This is a genomic window from Stenotrophomonas sp. PS02289 (assembly GCF_029960115.1).
Lineage (GTDB): Bacteria > Pseudomonadota > Gammaproteobacteria > Xanthomonadales > Xanthomonadaceae > Stenotrophomonas.
This window is the reverse complement of sequence record NZ_JASCOZ010000004.1, coordinates 20,378-36,514: the sequence shown is the minus strand read 5'-3', so window position 1 is coordinate 36,514 and position 16,137 is coordinate 20,378. Positions and strand designations below refer to the sequence as shown.

At 60.9% G+C, this 16,137-nt stretch carries 18 protein-coding genes and 1 pseudogene; 5 read left to right on the top strand and 14 right to left on the bottom strand.

Features of this window, described 5'->3' with window-relative positions:
- Window position 1: 1 nt before the first annotated feature.
- The 9 genes and pseudogenes from QMX83_RS01200 to merT form a co-directional block, all read right to left on the bottom strand.
- Window positions 2-283: pseudogene (locus tag QMX83_RS01200) on the bottom strand (DUF3330 domain-containing protein); the annotation flags it as partial.
- A 54-nt stretch (window positions 284-337) separates the two neighbouring features.
- Window positions 338-574, bottom strand: a complete 237-nt coding sequence (gene merE, locus QMX83_RS01195) for a broad-spectrum mercury transporter MerE (protein WP_005413392.1) — start codon at window positions 572-574, stop codon at window positions 338-340.
- On the bottom strand, window positions 571-936 hold the full coding sequence (merD, locus tag QMX83_RS01190) for a mercury resistance co-regulator MerD (RefSeq protein WP_000995361.1): 366 nt from the start codon (window positions 934-936) through the stop codon (window positions 571-573). The genes merE and merD overlap by 4 nt, the downstream gene beginning before the upstream one ends.
- 111 nt (window positions 937-1,047) lie before the next feature.
- The gene (gene merB, locus QMX83_RS01185) at window positions 1,048-1,686 is read right to left on the bottom strand and encodes an organomercurial lyase MerB (protein ID WP_000761850.1); all 639 of its coding nucleotides are present in this window, start codon (window positions 1,684-1,686) and stop codon (window positions 1,048-1,050) included.
- A 14-nt stretch (window positions 1,687-1,700) separates the two neighbouring features.
- Window positions 1,701-3,386, bottom strand: coding sequence for a mercury(II) reductase (gene merA, locus QMX83_RS01180; protein WP_005413393.1), 1,686 nt, complete (start codon window positions 3,384-3,386; stop codon window positions 1,701-1,703).
- A 38-nt stretch (window positions 3,387-3,424) separates the two neighbouring features.
- On the bottom strand, window positions 3,425-3,847 hold the full coding sequence (gene merC, locus QMX83_RS01175) for an organomercurial transporter MerC (RefSeq protein ID WP_005413394.1): 423 nt from the start codon (window positions 3,845-3,847) through the stop codon (window positions 3,425-3,427).
- A gap of 8 nt (window positions 3,848-3,855) precedes the next feature.
- Entirely contained in the window at window positions 3,856-4,491 is a 636-nt protein-coding gene (locus QMX83_RS01170; protein WP_020833620.1) for a tetratricopeptide repeat protein, read from the bottom strand.
- A gap of 19 nt (window positions 4,492-4,510) precedes the next feature.
- On the bottom strand, window positions 4,511-4,786 hold the full coding sequence (gene merP, locus QMX83_RS01165) for a mercury resistance system periplasmic binding protein MerP (protein ID WP_005413396.1): 276 nt from the start codon (window positions 4,784-4,786) through the stop codon (window positions 4,511-4,513).
- 15 nt (window positions 4,787-4,801) lie between these two features.
- Complete coding sequence (gene merT / locus QMX83_RS01160) at window positions 4,802-5,152, bottom strand: mercuric ion transporter MerT (protein WP_031623830.1); 351 nt, start codon at window positions 5,150-5,152, stop codon at window positions 4,802-4,804.
- 71 nt (window positions 5,153-5,223) lie between these two features.
- Between merT and merR the strand changes: the two genes are divergently transcribed.
- From merR to QMX83_RS01145, 3 genes are all read left to right on the top strand, one after another.
- Entirely contained in the window at window positions 5,224-5,658 is a 435-nt protein-coding gene (gene merR / locus QMX83_RS01155; RefSeq protein ID WP_005413398.1) for an Hg(II)-responsive transcriptional regulator, read from the top strand.
- Between the two features lie 237 nt (window positions 5,659-5,895).
- Entirely contained in the window at window positions 5,896-6,456 is a 561-nt protein-coding gene (locus tag QMX83_RS01150; RefSeq protein WP_282294865.1) for a recombinase family protein, read from the top strand.
- Between the two features lie 3 nt (window positions 6,457-6,459).
- Complete coding sequence (locus tag QMX83_RS01145) at window positions 6,460-9,426, top strand: Tn3-like element TnAs1 family transposase (protein ID WP_282294864.1); 2,967 nt, start codon at window positions 6,460-6,462, stop codon at window positions 9,424-9,426.
- On the opposite strand, the gene QMX83_RS01140 is transcribed toward QMX83_RS01145, so the two are convergent.
- Window positions 9,423-9,623, bottom strand: coding sequence for a hypothetical protein (locus QMX83_RS01140; RefSeq protein WP_032966765.1), 201 nt, complete (start codon window positions 9,621-9,623; stop codon window positions 9,423-9,425). The genes QMX83_RS01145 and QMX83_RS01140 overlap by 4 nt on opposite strands.
- A 61-nt stretch (window positions 9,624-9,684) precedes the next feature.
- On the opposite strand from QMX83_RS01140, the gene QMX83_RS01135 reads away from it, so the two are divergent.
- Both QMX83_RS01135 and QMX83_RS01130 read left to right on the top strand, forming a co-directional pair.
- Window positions 9,685-9,945, top strand: a complete 261-nt coding sequence (locus QMX83_RS01135; RefSeq protein ID WP_049401600.1) for a hypothetical protein — start codon at window positions 9,685-9,687, stop codon at window positions 9,943-9,945.
- Between the two features lie 1,206 nt (window positions 9,946-11,151).
- Window positions 11,152-11,826 (top strand): helix-turn-helix transcriptional regulator, encoded by a 675-nt coding sequence (locus tag QMX83_RS01130; protein ID WP_005413401.1) that lies wholly within the window; start codon window positions 11,152-11,154, stop codon window positions 11,824-11,826.
- A 314-nt stretch (window positions 11,827-12,140) separates the two neighbouring features.
- On the opposite strand, the gene QMX83_RS01125 is transcribed toward QMX83_RS01130, so the two are convergent.
- The 4 genes from QMX83_RS01125 to QMX83_RS01110 all read right to left on the bottom strand — a co-directional run bounded on the left by QMX83_RS01125 (window position 12,141) and on the right by QMX83_RS01110 (window position 16,135).
- Window positions 12,141-12,599 carry a cyclin-dependent kinase inhibitor 3 family protein gene (locus QMX83_RS01125; protein WP_021201830.1) on the bottom strand — a complete coding sequence of 153 codons (459 nt, stop codon included), beginning with the start codon at window positions 12,597-12,599 and terminating at the stop codon, window positions 12,141-12,143.
- 1,269 nt (window positions 12,600-13,868) lie between these two features.
- Entirely contained in the window at window positions 13,869-14,300 is a 432-nt protein-coding gene (locus QMX83_RS01120) for an NIF family HAD-type phosphatase (protein ID WP_282294863.1), read from the bottom strand.
- Window positions 14,301-14,388: 88 nt separating this feature from the next.
- Window positions 14,389-15,018, bottom strand: a complete 630-nt coding sequence (locus QMX83_RS01115) for a hypothetical protein (protein ID WP_136191796.1) — start codon at window positions 15,016-15,018, stop codon at window positions 14,389-14,391.
- Between the two features lie 175 nt (window positions 15,019-15,193).
- Window positions 15,194-16,135, bottom strand: coding sequence for an SseB family protein (locus QMX83_RS01110; protein WP_049401588.1), 942 nt, complete (start codon window positions 16,133-16,135; stop codon window positions 15,194-15,196).
- Window positions 16,136-16,137: the final 2 nt, after the last annotated feature.

The window sequence follows — 16,137 nt, the reverse complement described above, 5'->3', positions numbered from 1 at the left end:
CTCAATTTGACGGCGGCGAACCGCAAGCGTTCGGTTCGCCGCTCGTTTCGGTCGCAGTGCTGGCCCGCGCCTGGAAACGTTGATAACACTCCAGCCCGCAGAAGTGCTCGACGTACTCCGCGCCTTCCGGTGTGAAGGCGGCATCGAGCGGAATTTCCTTGCAGCACACGCAGCAACTGGTGGCGGTCGGATCATTTGCATTCATGGTGGCACCCCTCCATTGACTGACGAAGACGGCGAATGCCGCCGCCGGCATCGGCTTTGCGAACAGAAAGCCTTGCCCGCGCTCGAACGCTTGGGCCCTCCGCCGTAGTCCATCCATCCGGCCGGGAAGCGCTCATGATCTTTCCCTGAATGCCCGCAACGCCCGCGCCAGTGACAGAAGAAACAGGCCGGTCAAACCGAGCGCCGTGATGACCCAATACTCGACAAGGAATGCACCGGCGGTTGTGCCGGCCAGCACGGCAGCGAGGATGGACAGGTGGCAGGGGCAAGTCAGCACGGCCAGCGTGCCCCACAGGTAGCCGGTGAACGGTTTGTGCGTCTCGGCCGGCATGCGCTCGGGGCTGTTCATGGCAAACTCTCCGCATGCTGTGCCGGCGCGGTCGGCATGGCGGCCAACTGCACTTCCAGATTGGCCAACGCTTCGCGCCGGCGTTCGACGAACTGACGCAGCACAGCAAGCTGCGCGGCAGTTTCATCGCAGTTCGCCGCATCCAGCGCCCGGCACAGCCGCGCCAATGCGCCGAGGCCGATGCCCGCCTCGAAGGCGGCCCGCACGAAGCACAGTCGCTGCAAGGCGGCGTCATCGAACAGGCCGTAGCCACCCGTGGTGCAGGCGACTGGCCGCAGCAATCCGCGCAGCAGGTAGTCGCGCACGATATGCACGCTCACCCCGGCATCAAGGGCCAGCCGGGACACCGTGTAGGCGTTCATCGAACACCTCCTTTTGGTCGGTTCACGGCAATGCATATACCGTTTCGCCGAGTTCAATCCGCGCGCTGCGAATCCGATGCCGGTGCCGTAGAACATTGGGTCGATATCCGATCACGGTGTCCTAGATGACATGGTCTGCAACAGATGTCGATTAAACTCCTGGCCCAAGCCGAAAGCCTCGTGGACACTGACGATCGCCAATCCTTCCAATCCTTGATGCTTGGAGGCCCAGTCTTCCGCCGTCGGGACAGATGCAAAGAAATGTACATGGCAACAGAAGGACTGACGAACGTCGGCTGCTTCCTGCGGCAATACCAAGGACACCGCCATGCCGGCAGGTTCGACAGCCTGTATCTCGCTGGGTGAAACCGTGAGTGAAACGGGTGCTCCGGTTGCAGCGCAATGCGATGAGACGCGAGCTGTACGGCCGATCAGCGCCGGAAATATCAAGGTGTCCAGCGCGCACCAGGCATACAGACGGCGGTCGTCAATTTCAAAGACATACGAAGTCTCGCGCAAGGTGAGGCCGTAGCCGATGATGTTCCCATCTTTGTCATATTCGGTACTGGTGGCCTGTTCGAGTACGGCGGCCACTCGCTCAGCGGGCCAGTCGAGAATCCCGGCAAGTGTCGTTCGTGAAACCGGACGCCCCTTGGCGAGTTCCCGCAGTAGCGGGACCAAGAGATCCGCAGTACCATTGGTACGATTGACCGAAGTGAGACGTTCTAAAATATATGGGGCGAGCTTCATGGTTCCATCTCCTTTCATCCTGCGCAGCAGGACAATTGTTTGACATCCTTGGTGAAGGTCTGCGCCGCGAGCTTCAGCCCCTCGACCATCGTCAGGTAGGGGAACAACTGGTCAGCCAGTTCCTGTACGGTCATGCGGTTACGGATCGCGAGCACCGCCGTCTGGATCAGCTCGCCCGCTTCCGGGGCCACTGCCTGTACCCCAATGAGTCGTCCGCTACCTTCCTCGATTACCAGCTTGATAAAGCCGCGTGTGTCGAAGTTGGCGAGCGCACGCGGCACGTTATCCAGTGTTAGCAGGCGGCTGTCGGTCTCGATCCCGTCGTGGTGCGCTTCCGCCTCGCTGTAGCCCACAGTGGCGACCTGCGGATCGGTGAACACCACCGCCGGCATCGCGGTCAGATTGAGCGTAGCGTCTCCGCCGGTCATGTTGATGGCCGCACGGGTGCCGGCGGCCGCTGCCACATAGACGAATTGCGGCTGGTCAGTGCAGTCTCCTGCGGCATAAATGTGTGGCGTACTGGTGCGCATGCCCTTGTCAATGACGATGGCTCCCTGCGCATTGACGGCGACACCCGCCGCTTCCAGCGCCAAGCTGCGCGTGTTCGGCGTGCGGCCGGTAGCGACCAGCAACTTGTCGGCGCGCACTTCGCCGTGCCCTGTGGTCAGCACGAATTCGCCGTCCGCATAGGCGACCTGGCTGGCTTGCGTGTGTTCCAGAACCTTGATTCCTTCGGCACGAAAGGCGGCTGTGACGGCCTCACCGATGGCCGGGTCTTCGCGGAAGAACAGTGTGCTGCGCGCCAGGATCGTGACCTGGCTGCCCAGCCGGGCGAAGGCTTGCGCCAGTTCCAGCGCCACCACCGACGATCCGATCACGGCTAGGCGTTCGGGAATGGTGTCACTCACTAGGGCCTCGGTAGATGTCCAGTACGGCGTGCCTTTCAAACCAGTGATGGGCGGAATGGCCGGACTGGCACCAGTGGCGACCAGGCAGCGATCGAACACCACGACGCGCTCGCCGCCATCGTTCAAACGGACGGTAAGGCTTTGGTCATCCTTGAAACGCGCTTCACCATGCAGAACGGTGATGGCCGGGTTGCCATCCAGGATGCCTTCATACTTGGCGTGGCGCAGCTCATCGACGCGCGCCTGCTGCTGGGCCAGTAGTTTGCTGCGGTTAATCGCCGGCACAGTAGCCGCGATGCCATCGTCGAACGGACTTTCACGGCGCAGATGCGCAATGTGGGCGGCACGGATCATGATCTTGGACGGTACGCAGCCGATGTTGACGCAGGTGCCGCCGATAGTACCGCGCTCGATCAGCGTGACTTTCGCGCCTTGCTCGACGGCCTTCAGCGCCGCCGCCATTGCAGCGCCGCCGCTACCGATCACGGCGACCTGCAACTGGCGTTCACCGTCGCTGCCCTTGTCGGCGGTCCCCATCCAGCCGCGTACCTTGTCGAGTAGCCCGGCGCGGTTGTCCGTCGATAAGGTATCAGCGAACGTTGCCTTGTAGCCGAGTCCGGCCACGGCGGCAGTCAGTGCGTCCGATGCGGTGCCGGGGTCAAGGTCGAGTTGGGCCGCGCCCTTGGCGTAGGACACGACGGCCGACTGTACGCCGGGCACTTTCTCCAAGGCTTCCTTGACGTGCGTAGCGCACGAATCGCAGGTCATGCCGGTGATCTTAAGGGTGGTCATGTTTGTTCCTTCTCTGTTGTCGGCGACGGTCGTTTCCGTCAGCCATGTTGTGGTGGCAGTTCGCAGCCGTCCGGGCCGCAGCGGCGATGTGCCGGCGAGACGAAATCCCAGATCGACACCCCGACCATCAAGGCCAGACCGACGTACATCAGGTTCGCCGTCCACCAGTTGCCGAGAAGCCAAACCGTGGCCGCGAATACGATGGCCGGCCTGATCATGCCGAGCAGGCTGCGGTGCCATTGACGATGACTCAGCCAGCCCAGCGCGTTTGCTAACAGGGCGATGGCGGCAAACAGCGGCAATAGCCTGGAGATAAACAGGCCCTCGTATTCACTCAGGAAGCCCAGCCCTATGGCCGCGCCGAAACTGGCGATGGCTGGGAAACAAGCCGCGCAGCCCATCGCGGAAACGACGCTGCCGAGCGCTCCGGTTTTATCGGCGATGCGTGTAATCAAGCCCATGATGTCGCTCACTGCTTAACACTGGAACTTCTTGTCCATTCCATAGCCTGAGCATCGCCGTCCGCGATCTGCTCACGTGTCAATCTGGCCGCAAGCTCGGCGCGCAGCTTGACCGCGGTCTCGTCGCCGCGGGCGGCGGCGATGCCGAACCACTTGTACGCCTGGACCAGATCGGACGCGGCCGGAGCGACGCCCTTCGCGTACAGCTGTGCCAGCTTAACTTGCGCCTGTGTGTGGTTCTGCTCAGCGGAGCGGCGGTACCAATTCACGGCCTCGCTGTCGTCAGCGGGCACAGGCCGTGCGTGGCGACGATAGAAGGTGTCGTTGGCATGCCCTTCGTAGATGCGCGCGAGGTTGAACTGGGCGTCCGCCTCGCCCTGCTCTGCCGCTGAGCGGAACCACTTCCACGAGACTGCCTGATCCTGCGCGACGCCGATGCCGTACTTGTACGCCATGCCGGTGACGTTCTGCGCAATGGGTTCACCCGCTGTGGCCTTGCGCTCCCATTCGCTTTGCGTGGTAGGCGAGAGCGACTCGATGGCCGCCTCCATCCTTTTGAAGTCATAGGCCAACGCACCGACGCTCATGAGCATCAGAAGGCCGCTTACGACGGACGAACGTCCGTATCTAAACAAGTTACTCATCATCGCTTTCCGGGTAGATTTACTGCTTGACGCTGGACGGAAAGCCCGCGTCTCCGGTTGCCTTGATCAGCTTCTGCACGCTGGTCTTGGCATCATCGAACGTGACAACCGCTTCGCGTGTCTCGAAGGTCACGTCAATTTTGCTGACGCCTTCGACCTTGGAAATCGCCTTCTTGACGATGATCGGGCAGGTGGAGCAGGTCATGCCCGGTACGGACAGCGTGACGGTCTGGGTGGCGGCCCACACGGGGGCAACAACGGCAGCGAGGGCGAGGGCGGCAAACAGTTTTTTCATGATGAACTCCTGTGATTAATAGAAAAATGGCATGACGTAGGGAAATCCGAGCGAGACCAGGACCAGCGCGGCCACGATCCAGAAAATGAGCTTGTAAGTAGCTCGCACTTGGGGAATCGCGCAGACCTCACCCGGTTTGCAGGCTTGCGCCGGGCGGTAGATGCGCCGCCAGGCGAAAAACAGCGCGACCAGCGCTGCGCCGATGAAGATCGGGCGATAGGGTTCCAGCACCGTCAGGTTGCCGATCCATGCCCCGCTGAACCCCAAGGCGATCAAAACCAGCGGCCCCAGGCAGCAGGCCGACGCAAGAATGGCGGCCAGCCCACCGGCGAAGAGCGCGCCGCGCCCGTTTTGTGGTTCAGACATACGCTTGTCCTTTCAAATTTGGTTTGGATAGCTTAAGCTTACTTCCGTAGTTATGTACGGAGTCAAGCGATATGCAAATTAATTTTGAGAATCTGACCATTGGCGTTTTTGCCAAGGCGGCCGGGGTCAATGTGGAGACCATCCGGTTCTATCAGCGCAAGGGCTTGTTGCCCGAGCCGGACAAGCCCTATGGCAGCATTCGCCGCTATGGCGCGGCGGACGTGACACGGGTGCGATTCGTGAAATCGGCCCAGCGGTTGGGCTTCAGCCTGGATGAAATCGCCGAGTTGCTGCGGCTCGACGATGGCACCCACTGCGAGGAGGCCAGCAGCCTGGCCGAGCACAAGCTCCAAGACGTGCGCGAGAAGATGGCCGATTTGGCGCGCATGGAGGCTGTGCTGTCTGACCTGGTGTGCGCCTGCCATTCGCGGCAGGGGAATGTTTCGTGTCCGCTGATTGCGTCGTTGCAAGGTGGAACGAGCTTGGCAGGGGCTTCCACAGCTTAGCGTGCTTTATTTTCCGTTTTCTGAGACGACCACAGATCAGAAAAGACTGTGCAGCCGACTCTTGATATTCCGTGCAGTCACCTTCTGAAAATGACACCGCTTAGTCAGAATAGAGTCATCTTTCGCATTTTTTGACACATGCCTGCGAAGGGCATAGATTTCAGCCTGACAGAAACGGGGTTTGAGGCACAACGGAACAGAAGGAGCACTTAAGCCGCCTTCAACCAAGGAGACATCGTGCAGGGGCACCGCATCGGCTACGTCCGGGTCAGCAGCTTCGACCAGAACCCGGAACGCCAGCTGGAACAGACACAGGTGAGCAAGGTGTTCACCGACAAGGCATCGGGCAAGGACACCCAGCGCCCCCAGCTCGAAGCGCTGCTGAGCTTCGTCCGCGAAGGCGATTCAGTGGTGGTGCACAGCATGGACCGGCTGGCCCGCAACCTCGATGACCTGCGTCGCTTGGTACAGAAGCTGACTCAACGCGGCGTGCGCATCGAGTTCCTGAAGGAGGGCCTGGTGTTCACTGGCGAGGACTCGCCGATGGCCAACCTGATGCTGTCGGTGATGGGGGCCTTCGCTGAGTTCGAGCGCGCCCTGATCCGCGAGCGGCAGCGTGAGGGCATCACCTTGGCCAAGCAGCGTGGCGCGTACCGGGGCCGCAAGAAAGCCCTGTCCGATGAGCAGGCTGCTACCCTGCGGCAGCGAGCGACGGCCGGCGAGCCCAAGGCGCAGCTTGCCCGCGAGTTCAACATCAGCCGGGAAACCCTCTACCAGTACCTCCGCACGGACGACTGACACATGCCGCGTCGCTTGATCCTCTCGGCCACGGAGCGGGGCACCCTGCTCGCGTTGCCAGAAAGCCAGGATGACCTGATCCGCTACTACACCTTCAACGACTCCGACCTGTCGCTGATCCGTCAGCGGCGCGGCGACGCCAACCGCCTCGGCTTCGCCGTGCAACTCTGCCTGCTGCGCTACCCCGGCTATGCGTTGGGCACTGACAGCGAGCTGCCCGAACCGGTCATCCTGTGGGTGGCCAAGCAAGTCCAGACCGATCCGGCGAGTTGGACGAAGTACGGCGAGCGCGATGTGACCCGTCGCGAGCACGCCCAGGAACTGCGCACCTACCTTCAACTGGCCCCGTTCGGCCTGTCCGACTTCCGCGCCCTGGTGCGCGAGCTGACCGAACTGGCCCAGCAGACCGACAAGGGCTTGCTGCTGGCCGGCCAGGCGCTGGAGAGCCTGCGGCAGAAGCGACGCATCCTGCCGGCGTTGAGCGTGATCGACCGGGCTTGCTCGGAGGCCATTGCACGGGCCAATCGGCGGGTCTACCGCGCCCTGGTTGAACCGCTCACGGACTCGCATCGGGCCAAGCTGGACGAGCTGTTGAAGCTCAAGGCCGGCAGCAGCATCACCTGGTTGACCTGGCTGCGCCAGGCACCGCTGAAACCCAACTCTCGGCATATGCTTGAGCACATCGAGCGGCTGAAGACATTTCAGCTGGTGGACTTGCCCGAAGTCCTGGGCCGGCACATCCACCAGAACCGCCTGCTCAAGCTGGCCCGCGAGGGTGGGCAGATGACGCCCAAAGACCTCGGCAAGTTCGAGCCGCAGCGGCGCTATGCGACCCTGGCCGCCGTGGTGCTGGAGAGCACTGCAACCGTGATTGATGAGCTGGTGGATCTGCACGACCGCATCCTAGTCAAGCTGTTCAGCGGCGCGAAGCACAAGCATCAGCAGCAGTTCCAGAAGCAGGGCAAGGCGATCAACGACAAGGTGCGCCTGTACTCCAAGATCGGCCAGGCGCTGCTGGAGGCCAAGGAAGCCGGCAGCGACCCCTATGCCGCCATCGAGGCGGTGATCCCCTGGGACGAGTTCACCGAGAGCGTCAGCGAAGCCGAGCTGCTGGCCCGGCCGGAGGGCTTCGACCACCTGCACCTGGTCGGCGAGAACTTCGCCACCCTGCGCCGCTACACGCCGGCTCTGCTGGAGGTATTGGAGCTGCGCGCCGCCCCGGCCGCGCAGGGCGTGCTGGCAGCCGTGCAGACGCTGCGCGAGATGAACGCCGACAACCTGCGCAAGGTGCCGGCCGATGCTCCCACCGCCTTCATCAAGCCGCGCTGGAAGCCACTGGTGATCACCCCGGAAGGCCTCGACCGGCGCTTCTACGAAATCTGCGCCCTGTCCGAGCTGAAGAACGCCCTGCGCTCCGGCGACATCTGGGTCAAGGGCTCGCGGCAGTTCCGCGACTTCGACGACTACCTGCTGCCGGCCGAGAAGTTCGCCGCGCTCAAGCGGGAACAGGCCCTGCCGCTGGCGATCAACCCGAACAGCGACCAGTATCTGGAAGAGCGCTTGCAGCTGCTGGACGAGCAGTTGGCCACTGTCGCCCGCCTGGCCAAGGACAACGAGCTGCCCGATGCCATCCTCACCGAGTCCGGGTTGAAGATCACCCCGCTGGATGCGGCGGTGCCGGATTGGGCGCAGGCGCTGATCGACCAGACCAGTCAGTTACTGCCGCGCATCAAGATCACCGAACTGCTGATGGACGTGGACGACTGGACGGGCTTCAGCCGCCACTTCACCCACCTGAAGGACGGGGCCGAGGCCAAAGACCGGACGTTGCTGCTGTCCGCGATCCTCGGTGATGCGATCAACCTCGGGCTGACCAAGATGGCCGAGTCGAGCCCCGGTCTGACCTACGCCAAGCTGTCCTGGCTGCAAGCCTGGCACATCCGCGACGAGACCTATTCGGCGGCCCTGGCCGAGCTGGTCAACCACCAGTACCAGCATGCCTTCGCCGCCCACTGGGGCGACGGCACCACCTCATCCTCCGATGGCCAGCGTTTCCGGGCTGGCGGCCGGGGCGAGAGCACCAGACACGTCAACCCGAAGTACGGCAGTGAGCCGGGACGGCTGTTCTACACCCATATCTCCGACCAGTACGCGCCGTTCAGCACCCGCGTGGTGAATGTCGGCGTGCGCGATTCCACCTATGTGCTCGACGGCCTGCTGTACCACGAGTCCGACCTGCGGATCGAGGAGCACTACACCGACACGGCCGGCTTCACCGATCACGTCTTCGCCCTGATGCACCTGCTGGGCTTCCGTTTCGCGCCGCGCATCCGCGACCTCGGCGAAACCAAGCTGTACGTGCCGCAGGGCGTGCAGACCTACCCGACGCTGCGGCCGCTGATCGGCGGCACCCTGAACATCAAGCACGTCCGCGCCCATTGGGACGACATCCTGCGCCTGGCCAGCTCGATCAAACAGGGCACCGTCACTGCCTCGCTGATGCTGCGCAAGCTCGGCAGCTATCCGCGCCAGAACGGCCTGGCCGTGGCCCTGCGCGAGCTGGGCCGGATCGAACGCACGCTGTTCATCCTAGACTGGCTGCAAAGTGTTGAGCTGCGCCGCCGCGTGCATGCCGGCCTGAACAAAGGTGAGGCGCGCAACTCGCTGGCCAGGGCGGTGTTCTTCAACCGCCTTGGGGAAATCAGGGATCGGAGCTTCGAGCAGCAGCGCTACCGGGCCAGCGGCCTCAACCTGGTGACGGCGGCTATCGTGCTGTGGAACACGGTGTACCTGGAGCGCGCCACCCAGGGGTTGGTCGAGGCCGGCAAGCCGGTGGACGGCGAGCTGCTGCAATTCCTGTCGCCGCTGGGCTGGGAGCACATCAACCTCACCGGCGATTACGTCTGGCGGCAGAGCCGCAGACTGGAAGACGGGAAGTTTCGGCCCCTACGGATGCCCGGAAAACCTTAGCGTACGATTTTTTCCGAATTCTGCGAGCCCCCCAGGAAGAATTGCGTAGACCCGCGCGCAGCAAGCACTACGTTGTGCTGAGGGATCAGCAGCAGCTTTGCCCCCGCGGAATACGCCCCTGTGAGAGCATCCTCTGCCAGGGTATCCGCTGCGACGACGAGGTGGTCACGAGTGAGGAGAACGTTGAGGATGCTCATTGCGGGATCGTCTAGACGTTTGCAGACTATCGCCTTCCCCTCCCCTCCTGTCCAGACTGCTATGGCCTCCGCGATCACACAAATTCTTGGTCGCCCCAATGCTTGCGAGAACGCACTTGAGATACGCCGCGGCTACCTCAAGGCGATGGAAGATGCGCTGCGGGTTTCGCTTCTGATCCACCAAGATCCAAGGCTTCTGTTCGACACGTGGGCCAGACTGCTCCCCTTGATCGCTCAAAGCCACGAGAGTGACGGCAGCCAGCCATTTGCGACCGGGATCGTCCGCTCGCGCGATCATGGATCCCGGCGGTTGGCTGGCTGAGCGTATGGTTGCAATATAGGAAGCAATCGCGCGCGGACCAGAACGCTGTTCATCGCAGACATTCTTAGGGTGCCATTGCAGAGATTTCAGCTTTTGAGGAATAAAATTTCAGTGCAAGACGGTCCATTGCAGAAAAATTTGACTTGCGACTGACGCAACGCAGAAATTGCTGATGCACGGATGATGCAATGCAGAGATTACCGGCTAACAGATGCTGCAGCCCAGCCGGCCAACTGAGGGCTTTGCCCGATGGACGAGCCGTTACTCTTGCCTGCAGATCACGATTCTAGGATGACTTGTGCCTCAATCGGCTGACCAGGATCGGGCGTCTGTGCTGGAGGGCTCCTTAGAGCTCTTGGGTGAAATTCGAGCCGCTTGGATGGAGATAGAGCATGGACGTGACCGAAGATCGACGGCGGTGGCGGCACTTTGCCAGATGTCCCTTGATCACGCCGTGGCAGTACAGTCCCTGATCGCTACTCTGCCCCAGTCAGCAATCTCGCTGGTCCGGCCCCAGTATGAGGCCCTCGTGCGTGCAACCTGGGCATGTTATGCAGCTACCGACACCGACATCGAGAAGCTTCTTGCGCCCCTGACTCTGGAGAGTCAGCAAGCGGCAAAGAGGCTCCCTGGCGTTCAGGACATGCTCGTAAAGCTTGAGTCCTCTGGGCCCCGAGGAGCATCACAGTTGTTGGGCAGAGCCAGACAATGCCTTTATGTCGGCTTGAACTCCTATCTCCATGCCGGGATTCACCCCTTGGCAAGGCAGTTAAATGGCTACCCGGGCGCGCTTCTGGCGGGGGTGGCCATGAACAGCAATGCGCTTGCCATGCTAACCCTTCTGAATCTGGCGCACCTGTGGCCAGGCGAACCAGTTCTGGCATGGATGAATGCACTGCATCATCAATTTGGGGGTGTTTTGCCAGAGTTGGAGCCATTGACCCCCCATCAGCCCTCGCCATAGAGCTGTCCCGGATCGCCTGCGCGTCTAGGGTGGGGTCTGTGGTGAGTGACTAGGCAGTTGGGCCTCGCCCCCCTCTGGGGGCACGGGGAGAACATCACGGGCGCATAAGCAGTTGCCCCGGATTTCTCGTTGGGGCAAGTCCTGGCAGTTGATCTGTGTCGGGGGCCTGTCGGGCGACTGTCATGTTTCCAAGTTCGGCACCCTCCTAATCTGGGCTCCCTACCCCTCCGGAGTTATCTTCTATGACCACCAAGACCCCGCCTCGCCTGCTTACCGCTGCTGAGGTTGGCGCCTGCATTCGCCAGTTCCGCCAGTTGCGTCATTGGTCGCAAGAACAATTGGCCGAGATCTCGGGCCTGAACGTGCGAACAGTTCAGCGGGTTGAGCAGGGTGACTCGGCCAGTTTCGACACCCGTCGCGCACTGGCGCGCGCCTTCGATTTCAATGACATCGATGCACTCAACAAGCCTTTCTCGCTGCCGACAGACGAGGAACTGCAGGCGGCGCAAGCGCAGTTTGAGCGCGACTACATCACCCTGGCGGTGTCCCCGCTTGCTGCTGGGCGCGAGCTGGCCAGCCTGATCGTTTCGTGCGACATGGATCTGTCCGAACCGGCTTTCGAGCTGTCGCGCGAGGCGGCGAGCGAGTTTGCTGCACTGGTCGACTACTACCGTGAGTATCGCGACTGCCAAGACCTGTATTCAGAAGTCGACAAGCTAGACATCTACGACGGGCTGCAGCAGCGCATTGAGGTCCTGCGGGAACTGGGAGTATCACTGTCGCACGGTCAGCGTAAGGTCGTCATTCGGATGGGCTCAGGTATGCCGATGGATGCCACGGTCCTGTACGTCGTGGCGTTTCGCCTCGGCCACGAGTGCAGTCAGATCGTAACTCCTAAGGCAGCACGCATCGGCTGAGTCAGCATTCATTAGATCGATAGTGGTGGCGATACATCTGACAGATGTCTATTGATCGCGCCGTCGCAGTACAGTCCCTGGAGGTTGCCCTGCCTTAGTCAGCGATAGCGCTGGTCCGGCCCCAGCACAAGACCCTGATTCGTGCGACAGCAAGGTTCTTAGCTTTCGAGGCAGCGAATTTTTGATGTGCCCTGAACCCTCGCGAAGATCCACTATGGAGACGCCGTCGATTTCTGGATCCAGACCTAAGAAGCCCTCGAGTTCTGGATCCACAGGCAACTCGTCCTTGAGTTCCTGACTGCGCACCTGAGTGGTCAAGCTCCGCCCGGGTGAAGGCTCTGCGCCCAGTACTCTAGGAACTCCTCTTGAGCAATCGTTTCGATTGCGCCTGGCCTGGCATGCCGCACCATGTGGATGGCATCCGATGCCCGCTTGGCCTCGCCAGACTGCAGCAAAAGCATGGCAGCGACCGTTCCCGCGCGTCCCAACCCCCCCTTGCAGTGGACCACGATCCTTTGACCGCTCAGCATGTCAGCGACGAGCTCAGCACTTAGCTGTAGCCAATCTTTGAGGAGTCTGTCGTCTGGTGCGGCTCCATCAGTGATTGGCAGTCCATGCCAAGAGATGCCCTTCCCCGCCACTATCGCCGGTAAGCTCTCGATTCGAAGGTCCTTGAGCTCCCAAGGCTCAAGCAAGGTGACTAGGTGAGTGGCACCCCAGTCCTGAATAGCCGAGACGTCCACATCTAGGTCTCTCGCCCATGCTCCAGTCATGGCGACTTCCTGGTACTTGCCTGGCGCAAATGTCACCCCTATGCCGCCTCCATGGGCTCCAACAGGCAACTCTGCAATCAGTAACGGGTGGCTAGCGCTGGTGCGCATCATTTCGGCTCTCCCAACATGCGGTAACGTTCTGCGTCGTGCGCCGGGGCGCTCCCCGCTCATTCGCTGCACGGCTAGGATATCGGATGTTCAGATATCGTTGAACTGGAGAGAACACCTAAGGGTCAATATCGGAAAGTCAGATAGACAGTCTGTGGGCAGGTTGATATCCTGACAACTGGTATCGCGATTTGAGGGCTGTGTGGCCTATGTCGTTAGCCAACCGACCCTCATCGCGCCCTGGCCAGAACTGGACAATTTCGTTCGTTCAATAGGTCCCTTTCTTGCGTGCGCGTGGTGCGCGCTAGAGCGCTCAAGAACGGCTAGTTCGCCGGTAGCTGCTGAGGGGTTGGCCTCGCAGGCACTTGACACGCTTGCGACGCTGCGCGTCCTCCATCGCGAACCAGTCGAATGTTCTCGGCTTGCCGCAAGATCTCTGTATGAGCCCCTGGCTTGGTCCTACAAATCTCCGTGGTCTCGCAGTGACTTGAACCTTGAGTCGGCATTGACCCGGTCGCTCACCCAGTGGGCGGCTGAGTGCACGCCCAGTGCGAGGCGGAATCTCGGAATTTCACTGGCATCCACCGAAGCTCGAGCGTACTTGGCAAACCTTCTGCGGAAGCATCGGTTGGACCCGAAGCTAGGCGACGGGCTTCAGTCGATTGGATCGCCTGAATGGAATGCGCTCAGCTTGGGGCGTAAGCGCTACGTGCTGTGGGCGAGCATGCGAAATTCTGCCTCGGAGTTCATACAAAGCGGTTTGGATGAGCATGCCGCGAGGCGAGCACTTGATCGCGAGATAAAACGCAGATGCATCTGGTTAGCTGGACGCGAGCAAGCTGGAACCCTCGCCCGGAAGGATTTTTGCTTCTTGCCTGGTCAGGGTTGGCGTCAGCCGTTGATCCTGGACGTTGCAATGGAGACTTTCCTGCCGCTGGGCATGGCGTACTGGCTGGAACCTAGCGGCAGTTGGCAGCTTTAGCTTCTAGTCTGAGTAGACCGACCAGCTGCCACGGGTCCATGAGATGGTTTGAGGGGGCTCAGGACTCTATCGCGGTAAACGCCCCCCCAGGTCTATATCGACGGTTCTCCAACGAAGCGCTGGACCTTGGTTGACCGGCGAGCCTGTGGCCCATTGGACGCTGGCCAAGAGATGGCCCTCTAGTACTCGTTAAGTCGCTTACGGATTGCCTCGATGGCATCGTCCAGTCCCGCGTCGTCCTCGGGGTAAGGAGAACAAAACAGTTGAACCGGGACCCAGCAATGTTCCTGTCCCGGTTGTACATAGGGGGCGTAATCATCTAGTAGCCATGCAGAGCCGATGGGCTGGGAAACGTTGGCAAGATCCTTCGTCGGCCCAGTCCAGTCCATGTATGGCAAGCGGGCAAACCAACCCGGGGCCGCTCCTTCGCAAGCCAATAGGTCGGCAATCTCGCGAAATCTAGGCTCCGGAACTGTGGTGAAGATGACTAGACCCTCAAAGAGCGACTTTGCCGACTCCAGAAATTCGTAGAGGCCCGGGCGCGGGATCTGGCTTACAGCGTTGGAAATCAGCGTTCCTTCTAAGTCCAAGGCGAGGATGGACGGGCGCATTGTGTAATGGTCCTCTTTGGCGGGGGTGAACGTCGGTACCGCTACCAAGCCCCGCCGGAGGGTGATCCGCCGGCGGGGCTTGGTAGCATCAGACATCTTCGAACTCGCTCGCTTGCTTGAGTTGGTTCTCAAGGAAATCAATGCGCTTCTGAAGATCGGCACTTAGATAGGCTTTGTCCGTAAAGTCCATTGCTGTCTCAGGGATCATCTCCAGCTCGACGCGTGTGGATGTAGCTTGACGAATCGCCAAGGTGGTCCAGGCCTTATCGCCCTTGACGAATCCGACAGTGAATCGAGCCGTAACATGGTGTTCGGGCTTGAGGCCTTCGATGGAACGGAAATCGCTGCGCACCTTCGACGTGGCTACAGGCTGTACATCGCCATTGATGTACAGCGCCGCATTCCAGCTCGCTTCGCTCAATGGCAGTGTTGAGCGGTTGATGATGCGGGCGGTGATGACTGGCTTGGGCCCAAAGAAGCTGTTTTCCATCCGGAACTCTGGATCAACCGCACTGACCCTCTTTAGCTCGGCGATAGTAGGAAGTTGATCGTTGGCCTCCTGTCGTAGCGCTTCTATCTCCTTGGGATTGCTATCCCTGATGTGCTTAACCTGCCCTCTCACCACCTGCCTTACGGAAGCGTTTGGGTAGGTCTGGTTCAGTTTTTCAAGAAGGTCGGCAGGGATTCGTGAGAAAAACAGCCGAATCGTCTCTAACACCATGATTCAACGAGGAAACACCCCTCGACGTCAGGCAGTTCGTGGATTACAGACCTAGGCTTGATTGAACCAGAAGCCGCGTGACACAGGCATTCCTGGAGTACTGCTCAGGCACGCGTGCCCTTCTTGAATATTGGATTCAAGAGTTTCCACGCTCCTGACCCAACGGAAACCTTCAAGAAGGCTCTGACCGTCGCCTGATCCATTGCAGTAGTTCCTCGTGCGGGATCGTACGTCCAGCGTCGACGTCGGCCATACCCTCGCGGGTCCGCCGTTCCTTCTCTTCCTCGGTCAATCCCGGAAGGAGTGCTAGTAGCTTATCTTCAGGGCTCATAGGCCGATGAGCTGTGCTCAAGTTGGCTTGATTCTCGTGAAAAAATATGGGCAGGATCTGGGGATCATCCAAGCCCGCCGGCAAAGGCAGCGATACGTCGTGGACCGCCAAGTCGATGATGACGTCCAAATCTGAGCATAAGGGCTGTATGGCGGTGGTCACCAGACGAGCCGCCCGCTCGGCGAAAGCCAGGTCCACCACCAGCCAGATCAACAGACCGGGAGGCTGTTCGACGCCCCCTGACGAGTGAGTTTCCAGGAGATAGGCCGACGAGACGAAGTCGGCGTGCTCAAGGCTGCCGCTGATGGCCGGAGCGAGCCAAGCCGGCGCGGCCTGGGCAGGTCTCACCGCGAACTCCGCCGGCGCCAGACGTTCCACCCTGGCCAGAAAGCCCGTATCCAACAATGTCGCAACCTCTTCCGGGTACAGGACAACGCCGCCGTAGTTGGGATTGAGCATCAACGTCGCGCCGCGAGTACCGGTTAGCAGCTCACGGCCTGAAACTCCCAGAATTCTGACAGCAGACGAGCTGGCCGCCTGCGCCTTGTCGAGCGAGGTAAAGAAAGGGATCGCATCGAAACCGTCAGGATGGCGGAACTGGACCAGCCGCAGTGTCTGCGCGTCGTCCGAGATGGGCGCATGCACGTACACGATCGCATCCATCAGTCGCTTGAAGAATGCGCGTTCCTCGGCCGCACTGTCGCGGGCCCGTTCAAAGGAAGCCTCCAGCGCTGTCTCCGCAGACGTAGTCCCTCTTCCACGCGGCCTGCTCGGTTGCTTCATGG

Excerpts from the sequence above, each read along its gene's own strand:
- merB (WP_000761850.1), bottom strand. The coding sequence starts at position 1,686 with ATGAAGCTCGCCCCATATATTTTAGAACGTCTCACTTCGGTCAATCGT.
- QMX83_RS01135 (WP_049401600.1), top strand. The coding sequence starts at position 9,685 with ATGGCCTCCGCGATCACACAAATTCTTGGTCGCCCCAATGCTTGCGAG.
- merA (WP_005413393.1), bottom strand. The coding sequence starts at position 3,386 with ATGACCACCCTTAAGATCACCGGCATGACCTGCGATTCGTGCGCTACG.
- QMX83_RS01145 (WP_282294864.1), top strand. The coding sequence starts at position 6,460 with ATGCCGCGTCGCTTGATCCTCTCGGCCACGGAGCGGGGCACCCTGCTC.
- merR (WP_005413398.1), top strand. The coding sequence starts at position 5,224 with ATGCAAATTAATTTTGAGAATCTGACCATTGGCGTTTTTGCCAAGGCG.
- merC (WP_005413394.1), bottom strand. The coding sequence starts at position 3,847 with ATGGGCTTGATTACACGCATCGCCGATAAAACCGGAGCGCTCGGCAGC.
- merP (WP_005413396.1), bottom strand. The coding sequence starts at position 4,786 with ATGAAAAAACTGTTTGCCGCCCTCGCCCTCGCTGCCGTTGTTGCCCCC.
- QMX83_RS01110 (WP_049401588.1), bottom strand. The coding sequence starts at position 16,135 with ATGAAGCAACCGAGCAGGCCGCGTGGAAGAGGGACTACGTCTGCGGAG.
- merD (WP_000995361.1), bottom strand. The coding sequence starts at position 936 with ATGAACGCCTACACGGTGTCCCGGCTGGCCCTTGATGCCGGGGTGAGC.
- QMX83_RS01140 (WP_032966765.1), bottom strand. The coding sequence starts at position 9,623 with ATGAGCATCCTCAACGTTCTCCTCACTCGTGACCACCTCGTCGTCGCA.
- QMX83_RS01130 (WP_005413401.1), top strand. The coding sequence starts at position 11,152 with ATGACCACCAAGACCCCGCCTCGCCTGCTTACCGCTGCTGAGGTTGGC.
- QMX83_RS01170 (WP_020833620.1), bottom strand. The coding sequence starts at position 4,491 with ATGAGTAACTTGTTTAGATACGGACGTTCGTCCGTCGTAAGCGGCCTT.
- QMX83_RS01120 (WP_282294863.1), bottom strand. The coding sequence starts at position 14,300 with ATGCGCCCGTCCATCCTCGCCTTGGACTTAGAAGGAACGCTGATTTCC.
- QMX83_RS01125 (WP_021201830.1), bottom strand. The coding sequence starts at position 12,599 with ATGACTGGAGCATGGGCGAGAGACCTAGATGTGGACGTCTCGGCTATT.
- merT (WP_031623830.1), bottom strand. The coding sequence starts at position 5,152 with ATGTCTGAACCACAAAACGGGCGCGGCGCGCTCTTCGCCGGTGGGCTG.
- merE (WP_005413392.1), bottom strand. The coding sequence starts at position 574 with ATGAACAGCCCCGAGCGCATGCCGGCCGAGACGCACAAACCGTTCACC.